Below are 7,694 nucleotides of genomic sequence, written 5' to 3' on the forward strand. Positions count from 1 at the left end.
TATCGAATTATTCAGCGCCAACTTCAGCTTTCACAACTTCTACAATGCGATGTACATATGCGTCACAAACTTCTTGTGTTGGTGCTTCTGCCATTACACGAATAAGTGGCTCTGTTCCAGATGGACGAACAAGAATGCGGCCATCACCGTTCATTTCTTCCTCTACAACACGAATAATTTCTTTAATTTTTTCGTTTTCTAATGCTAGTTTTTTATCTGTTACACGAACGTTTACTAGTAATTGTGGGAATTTGATCATCTCACCTGCAAGCTCAGATAGTGGTTTTTTCGTCATTTTCATGATGTTTACAAGTTGAAGTGCACTTAACATTCCATCACCAGTTGTAATGTAATCAAGTAAGATAATATGACCTGATTGTTCTCCACCCAGGTTATATCCACCACGCTTCATCTCTTCCATTACATAGCGATCGCCAACTGCTGTTTTATCACTTGTGATATTGTTAGCTTCTAGTGCTTTGTAGAAACCTAAGTTACTCATAACAGTTGAAACGACTGTATTATGCTTTAGTTGACCAGTTTCTTTCATGTACTTCGCACAAATAAACATAATTTGATCGCCATCAACGATGTTTCCTTTTTCATCTACAGCGATTAAACGATCACCATCACCATCAAAGGCAAGACCGATATCAGCACCTTTTTCTTTTACTAATTCAGCTAATACTTCCGGATGTGTAGAACCTACTCCATCGTTAATGTTCATACCGTTTGGTGAAGTTCCCATTGTTGAAATATCAGCTTCTAAATCAGCAAATAAGTACGGAGCTAAAGAAGACGTAGCACCATGCGCACAATCTAAAGCGATATGTAAACCAGAGAAATCTTCCTCTACAGTTTGTTTAATGTATTGTAAATATTTTTGTCCGCCTTCAAAATAATCACTCACTTGTCCTAGGTTAGTACCTGTTGGACGTGGTAATTCATCGACTTCTTTGTCTAATAAAGCTTCGATTTCTACTTCTTGCTCATCAGTTAATTTAAAACCGTCTGAACCGAAGAATTTAATTCCGTTATCTTGTACTGGATTATGAGATGCAGAAATCATAACACCTGCTTGTGCATCTAACGCTTTTGTTAAATAAGCAACACCTGGTGTAGAAATAACACCAAGGCGCATTACTTCTGCTCCAGTTGATAATAGGCCTGCTACTAAAGCTCCTTCTAACATATGTCCTGATATACGTGTATCACGGCCGATAATTACTTTTGGACGATCTGTATCTTTTGTTAATACATAACCACCAAAACGTCCAATTTTGAACGCTAATTCAGGTGTTAACTCCTGGTTCGCAACCCCGCGTACTCCATCTGTACCAAAATATTTACCCATTATGATTCGCTCCTTTTTCTGGCTCTTTTTGATTATCTACTGTTGGCTCTTGATTAGTTTCTTTTTCTTTATTTTGTTCCTGTTCCTTTTCCGGATCAGGTTTAGGTTCAGGATTTTTTGGTTTTTCAGTTTGATTATCTTGGTTATTATTTGAATCTGGTTTTTCACCGTTACCCTGTACTTCTTTATCTGGATTTTCTTTCTTCACAATTGTGACTTTAGCACTTTTTTGTTTTGGCTCTATTGAAATATTACCAGGACCACTCACTTGAATAGAAACATCCTTCGTCCCCGGAGACACATTTTGCAAATTAATTGCTGCTGTTATTTGAGCAGCTGTTATTTTATCTACTATACTTGTTTCTCCTGAAATATCAACGCTTATCTTCCCATCTTGCGGCGAAAGTAGCTGGGCCGTAACATCTTTAGAAAGTCCATTTTTTTGAATCGATATACCATCAATCGTTCTTGTTTTCGTTTGTTTTGTTTTTTGCACTCCTACCGAAACCTTCACTTGATTCGGTTTTGCACTTGTTACACCCTTTGGCAATAAAACAGAGGTATCGAATGTTGTAGACTCTGTCAATTGACTAAGATCTACTTCGACCCCCTCTATCGATTGTATATTATCCAAGATATCTTTTGGACCTGCTATCGTTACTTCTCTCGGCTCAACGCTAATATTTGTAACGGCCAATCCTTCTGGTAAACTCCCCTTTTTCGTATACGTTACAGGAACAGTTTTTTCAGTATTATTGGCTGTAGCTTGCGTCGCCACATTCAATGTTACACTAATTTTAGATGGACTCGTTCTTACATTTAAACGTTTTCCTTCTTTATTGTATAATGTAACCTCGGCTGTTTTTGTAACAGTTTTATTAACACCCTTTAAATCAATATACGCCTTAGCAGATGAAATACTTTCAATTTCTTCTTTCGTCCCAACTACCTCAACAGTATCCGGTTTAATATTTGATTTTTCAAGAGTAGCACCCGCAGGCATCTGATCTTCATTTGATAATTTTAAGTCTACATGAACATATTTTCTCGCTTTTTCATGAAGAGTAATTTTAATTATTGATGGCTGAACTGTTCCTTTCACATCATCTGGAAGCCCGTTCGTTTTCAAAGAAACTTCATACGTTCCTTTTTCGCTATCTCTCAAATCAACTGGTATATCAAATTGTTTTTTTGCTTTTGCCGTAGCAACTGCTGCTTTTGGGCCCTCTAACTTCACCTTAACACCCTCTGACGGAATACCACTTACAATATATTTCTCTTCATCATACTTAAGATTAATTTCATAATTAGTTAATGTTTCTTTCGCATCATTTGCGAAAGGTAGTATCCCCGATGTCGTATTTTTTTCAGTTAAAGTCGCTGACATAAAAAGCATACACGCCAATAGTAATGAGATCCCTTTTAAAAACCAATGATTCTCCATTAACTTATCCATGACGCTTTCTCCTCCAATTCCATAAAGACGAAGAAGTCGTTTTTTCGTTTCCACTAAATTCAGCCAACAACATATCTTTCAGTTGTTCTGCCTTCAAATCACGATGCAACTTACCATTTTTCGTTAAAGAAATTTGGCCAGTTTCTTCCGACACAACTACAGTAATACTATCAGTGACTTCACTAACTCCCATTGCAGCACGATGCCTAGTTCCTAACTCCTTAGAGATAAATGGACTTTCCGATAACGGAAGATAACACGCTGCTGCTTTAATGGTACTTCCTTGCATAATTACTGCCCCATCGTGAAGAGGTGTATTAGGAATGAAAATATTAATAAGTAATTCCGATGATACGTTTGCATTTAGTGGAATACCCGTTTCCACATAATCACCCATACCGGTCTCTTTTGACAAAGTAATTAATGCACCAATTCTACGTTTTCCCATATATTCCGTTGCTTTCGCTATCGCTGTTGCAACGATTTCAGGTTCATCATCCTCATGAGTTCCAACACGCGAAAATAAACTCCCGCGTCCTAGCTGCTCAAGTGCTCTCCGCAATTCTGGCTGGAAAATAATAATAACGGCTAAAAATCCCCACGTTAATACTTGTTCCGTTAGCCAATATAGCGTATGCAATTCAAGGAAAATACTGATCATCCGAACGACAATAATAACTGTAATCCCTTTTAAAAGTTGAACAGCTTTCGTCCCACGGATTATGAGAATTAGCTTATATATAATAAACCATACAACGGCAATATCTAATACCGTACTAAGATATTTCAAAATGGTCGTATCTTCAAAAGGCATGCTAACCCTTCCTCCTACTTACGAGCAATTCTATCCATATATTGAAATATTGTTTTATGCTCTATCTGTATGTATTTCCAACAACTAGTTAATTATACCATACTTGAAACAAACAACAATTACAAACAACCCCCTTTAGCCTAAATTGGTAAGATGTCAAACATTCTTATCGTACAGTATAATATAAATCATTATTATACGCTTATTTTCAAATAAAAAAAGCAACTTCTCAGTTGCTTTTCTTACATTTATTTTAGTTTTTCACCGAATAAAGAACCCATTAAAGCAACCGCTGTTGTTGCCGTTCTATTTCGCTCATCTAAAATCGTATTTACCTCTACAAACTCAGCAGATGTAACAATATCAGCTTCCGCCAACATTTCCATTGCTAAATGGCTTTCACGATAAGATAGGCCACCAATTACAGGTGTTCCAACTCCTGGTGCATCATGAGGGTCAAGACCATCTAAATCTAATGATAAATGCACACCATCAGTATGAGATAAATACGCGATTGTTTCTTCCATAACAGCCGTCATACCCATACGATCAATCTCGTGCATAGAGAATACTTTAATACCTTCATTGCGAATAAAGTCTTTTTCGCCTTCATCTAATGCACGTGCACCGATAATTACAACATTCTCTTTTTTCACCTTTGGATATGCCCCGTATAAATCTACAAGTGAAGGATGCCCATACCCTAAACTTGCTGCGAGTGACATGCCATGAATATTTCCAGATGGTGAAGTTTCTTCTGTATTTAAGTCGCCATGTGCATCATACCAAATAACACCTAAATTTTTATAATGTTTCGCAACACCAGCTAATGTACCAATAGCAATACTATGGTCGCCACCTAATACAAGTGGAAAACGTCCTTCTTCTATAATATGATCCACCTTACTTGCTAATTCGTTACATACAGTTGCAACTTGTGTAAGGTTTCTTAAACTTGTATTTACATCTACTTCTTTTTCTCTCTCTATACATATATCTCCCATATCTTTAACGTCATATCCAATTTCTTCAATTCTTTCAATTACACCTGCATAACGGATTGCGCTCGGCCCCATATCAACTCCACGACGCATCTGCCCTAAGTCCATTGGAACTCCAATAACTGAGATTTCTTTTTTCATAGATAGTATCCCCCTTTTGTGCCTTCACTAAATATTTTAAATCTTTTATATAGTCTGACTCAACTCGACATTTTTCTGTATGGATATACAAATTATTCACTTATACTCGCTTTAAAATCCAAATTTTAAGACTATTCTATGTATAAAGTTAACCTAATGAAACAATTTTCATCATTATTATTAAATAATAATAAAAAACACTCCTACATTTAGAAGTGTTTTTCTGATGCTATTTTCCACAATGCTGCAATATTCTTTGCTGTCATTTCAATATTCTCTTCTGCTACTTTATATGCCTCTTCTAATGTCATCGGACTCGCTGTAATACTAAATACTGCATCAATTCCTTTTTCATGAACAGCCGGATAATTCGGAGATACAGATCCTCCAATAGCAATCACCGGAATACGAAAAGGCTTTGCACGCTCCGCAACACCTACAGGGGCCTTTCCATATGCTGTTTGTTCATCTATTCTCCCTTCGCCAGTTATAATTAAATCTGCACCTTCTATATGCTTATCAAAATTTGTATAATCTAATACAATTTCAATTCCTCTCCGCAAGTTTCCCTTTAACACTGCAATAACAGCTGCTCCCATTCCTCCTGCGGCTCCTGCACCAGGTATTTTAGATACGTCGCAAGATAAAGATTGGTTAAGGATATTCGCATAATGCTTTACATTCTCATCCAGCTCTTTCATCATCTCTGCGTTCGCACCCTTTTGTCTGCCAAATACGAAAGATGCTCCCCTTATCCCAACTAACGGATTATCTACATCACATGCTGCTTCTATCTTTATATGCGTTAAGCGTGAATCCATTCGCGAAAAATCAATAGCGACAATCGAATGTAACGTGCCTCCAGATGGCTCTATTACTTCCCCTTCTTCATTTATAAACCTGACTCCTAAAGCTGACAACATACCTGCTCCGCCATCATTTGTAGCACTTCCTCCAAGTCCTAAAATAATGTGCTCAGCTCCTTCGTCTAGCGCATGTAGTATAAGTTCTCCTGTTCCTTTAGTCGTTGTAATAAGTGGGTTTCGCTTTTTAACCGGAACATGTTGTAATCCTGATGCTGCTGCCATTTCAATAAACGCTGTCTTTTTATCTTTAGACATACCGTAAAAGGCTTGTACACGTTCTCTAAGCGGCCCTGTCACTTGAAGTGATATCATTCTTCCACCTGTAGCATCCACAAGCGAATCAACCGTTCCTTCTCCCCCATCCCCAATTGGTATTTTTACATACTCTGCTTTAGGGAAAATCGCTCCAAAACCTCTTTCAATAGCTTCACATACTTCTATAGCTTTTAAGCTTTCTTTATATGAATCAGATGCAATAACAACTTTCACAATTATCCCCATCCTTTCTTTTTACATTTTCTTCATTTTAAACGACAAGTATGAAAGTTGTCTTTTTAAATACAAAAAAAGCTTACATCATATGATGTAAGCTTTTTATTTAGATGGAGCCTAGCGGGATCGAACCGCTGACCTCCTGCGTGCAAGGCAGGCGCTCTCCCAGCTGAGCTAAGGCCCCTTAGTAATTAAGCGGAAGACGGGATTCGAACCCGCGACCCCAACCTTGGCAAGGTTGTATTCTACCACTGAACTACTTCCGCGAAAATGGTGAGCCATGAAGGATTCGAACCTTCGACCCTCTGATTAAAAGTCAGATGCTCTACCAACTGAGCTAATGGCTCGTAAATGGCTGGGCTAGCTGGATTCGAACCAGCGCATGACGGAGTCAAAGTCCGTTGCCTTACCGCTTGGCTATAGCCCATTAATATTTACTAGTATGGTTATCTTTTCAAAAAAATAAACCCTCTCAGGTTATTTTAAAGAAAATGGTGGAGGGGGGCAGATTCGAACTGCCGAACCCGAAGGAGCGGATTTACAGTCCGCCGCGTTTAGCCACTTCGCTACCCCTCCGACATTTAAAATATATATGGTGGAGGATGACGGGATCGAACCGCCGACCCCCTGCTTGTAAGGCAGGTGCTCTCCCAGCTGAGCTAATCCTCCAAAAGTGGTGACCCGTACGGGATTCGAACCCGTGTTACCGCCGTGAAAGGGCGGTGTCTTAACCACTTGACCAACGGGCCAAAAATTTTAAAACTCTTCCCAAGCTTCCAACCGGGCTTGAACCGGTGACCTCTTCCTTACCATGGAAGTGCTCTACCAGCTGAGCTATGGAAGCATAATGGCTCCGCAGGTAGGACTCGAACCTACGACCGATCGGTTAACAGCCGATAGCTCTACCACTGAGCTACTGCGGAATAATAATAGCCTGGCAACGTCCTACTCTCACAGGGACAAGGTCCCAACTACCATCGGCGCTAGAGAGCTTAACTTCCGTGTTCGGTATGGGAACGGGTGTGACCTCTCTGCCATCATTACCAGACTTTTATCATTATAAACATTTCTTTCGAAATATCAAGAAGAAAATTATATATTCCTTCAAAACTAGATAACATTTGCTTCATATTATATGGTTAAGTCCTCGATCTATTAGTATTCGTCAGCTCCACATGTCACCATGCTTCCACCTCGAACCTATCAACCTGATCATCTTTCAGGGATCTTACTAGCTTACGCTATGGGAAATCTCATCTTGAGGGGGGCTTCATGCTTAGATGCTTTCAGCACTTATCCCTTCCGCACATAGCTACCCAGCTATGCCCTTGGCAGAACAACTGGTACACCAGCGGTGCGTCCATCCCGGTCCTCTCGTACTAAGGACAGCTCCTCTCAAATTTCCTACGCCCACGACGGATAGGGACCGAACTGTCTCACGACGTTCTGAACCCAGCTCGCGTACCGCTTTAATGGGCGAACAGCCCAACCCTTGGGACCGACTACAGCCCCAGGATGCGATGAGCCGACATCGAGGTGCCAAACCTCCCCGTCGATGTGGACTCTTGGG

The 7,694-nt window shown here is 39.6% G+C and carries 5 protein-coding genes, 9 tRNA genes and 2 rRNA genes (1 of these 16 running past the window's edge); all 16 read right to left on the reverse strand.

The window, feature by feature from the left end:
- Window positions 1-7: 7 nt before the first annotated feature.
- Window positions 8-1,354, reverse strand: coding sequence for a phosphoglucosamine mutase (gene glmM, locus QCI44_RS27390; RefSeq protein ID WP_088083153.1), 1,347 nt, complete (start codon window positions 1,352-1,354; stop codon window positions 8-10).
- Window positions 1,347-2,810: a CdaR family protein gene (locus tag QCI44_RS27395; protein WP_016089658.1), complete on the reverse strand. Its 1,464-nt coding sequence runs from the start codon at window positions 2,808-2,810 to the stop codon at window positions 1,347-1,349. The genes glmM and QCI44_RS27395 overlap by 8 nt, the downstream gene beginning before the upstream one ends.
- Window positions 2,803-3,624, reverse strand: a complete 822-nt coding sequence (gene cdaA, locus QCI44_RS27400; protein ID WP_016089659.1) for a diadenylate cyclase CdaA — start codon at window positions 3,622-3,624, stop codon at window positions 2,803-2,805. The genes QCI44_RS27395 and cdaA overlap by 8 nt, the downstream gene beginning before the upstream one ends.
- Window positions 3,625-3,872: 248 nt before the next feature.
- On the reverse strand, window positions 3,873-4,766 hold the full coding sequence (gene rocF, locus QCI44_RS27405) for an arginase (protein ID WP_016089660.1): 894 nt from the start codon (window positions 4,764-4,766) through the stop codon (window positions 3,873-3,875).
- Window positions 4,767-4,975: 209 nt separating this feature from the next.
- Complete coding sequence (locus tag QCI44_RS27410) at window positions 4,976-6,121, reverse strand: glycerate kinase (RefSeq protein ID WP_016089661.1); 1,146 nt, start codon at window positions 6,119-6,121, stop codon at window positions 4,976-4,978.
- Window positions 6,122-6,235: 114 nt separating this feature from the next.
- A tRNA-Ala gene (locus QCI44_RS27415) sits at window positions 6,236-6,308 on the reverse strand.
- A 10-nt stretch (window positions 6,309-6,318) separates the two neighbouring features.
- Window positions 6,319-6,390 (reverse strand) — tRNA-Gly (locus tag QCI44_RS27420).
- Window positions 6,391-6,395: 5 nt separating this feature from the next.
- Window positions 6,396-6,471 (reverse strand) — tRNA-Lys (locus QCI44_RS27425).
- 5 nt (window positions 6,472-6,476) lie between these two features.
- Window positions 6,477-6,551 (reverse strand) — tRNA-Gln (locus tag QCI44_RS27430).
- A gap of 65 nt (window positions 6,552-6,616) precedes the next feature.
- Window positions 6,617-6,700 (reverse strand) — tRNA-Tyr (locus tag QCI44_RS27435).
- Window positions 6,701-6,717: 17 nt separating this feature from the next.
- Window positions 6,718-6,793, reverse strand: a tRNA-Val gene (locus QCI44_RS27440).
- Window positions 6,794-6,798: 5 nt separating this feature from the next.
- Window positions 6,799-6,873 (reverse strand) — tRNA-Glu (locus QCI44_RS27445).
- Between the two features lie 22 nt (window positions 6,874-6,895).
- Window positions 6,896-6,968 (reverse strand) — tRNA-Thr (locus QCI44_RS27450).
- Between the two features lie 4 nt (window positions 6,969-6,972).
- Window positions 6,973-7,047: transfer RNA gene (locus tag QCI44_RS27455), tRNA-Asn, on the reverse strand.
- Between the two features lie 9 nt (window positions 7,048-7,056).
- Window positions 7,057-7,172, reverse strand: a 5S ribosomal RNA gene (gene rrf, locus QCI44_RS27460).
- Window positions 7,173-7,259: 87 nt separating this feature from the next.
- A 23S ribosomal RNA gene (locus QCI44_RS27465) occupies window positions 7,260-7,694 on the reverse strand; it runs 2,487 nt beyond the window's last position.

Source organism: Bacillus cereus group sp. RP37 (assembly GCF_040459695.1).
In the GTDB taxonomy this organism is placed as follows: Bacteria; Bacillota; Bacilli; order Bacillales; family Bacillaceae_G; genus Bacillus_A.

Excerpts from the sequence above, each read along its gene's own strand:
- glmM (WP_088083153.1), bottom strand. The coding sequence starts at position 1,354 with ATGGGTAAATATTTTGGTACAGATGGAGTACGCGGGGTTGCGAACCAG.
- QCI44_RS27395 (WP_016089658.1), bottom strand. The coding sequence starts at position 2,810 with ATGGATAAGTTAATGGAGAATCATTGGTTTTTAAAAGGGATCTCATTA.
- cdaA (WP_016089659.1), bottom strand. The coding sequence starts at position 3,624 with ATGCCTTTTGAAGATACGACCATTTTGAAATATCTTAGTACGGTATTA.
- rocF (WP_016089660.1), bottom strand. The coding sequence starts at position 4,766 with ATGAAAAAAGAAATCTCAGTTATTGGAGTTCCAATGGACTTAGGGCAG.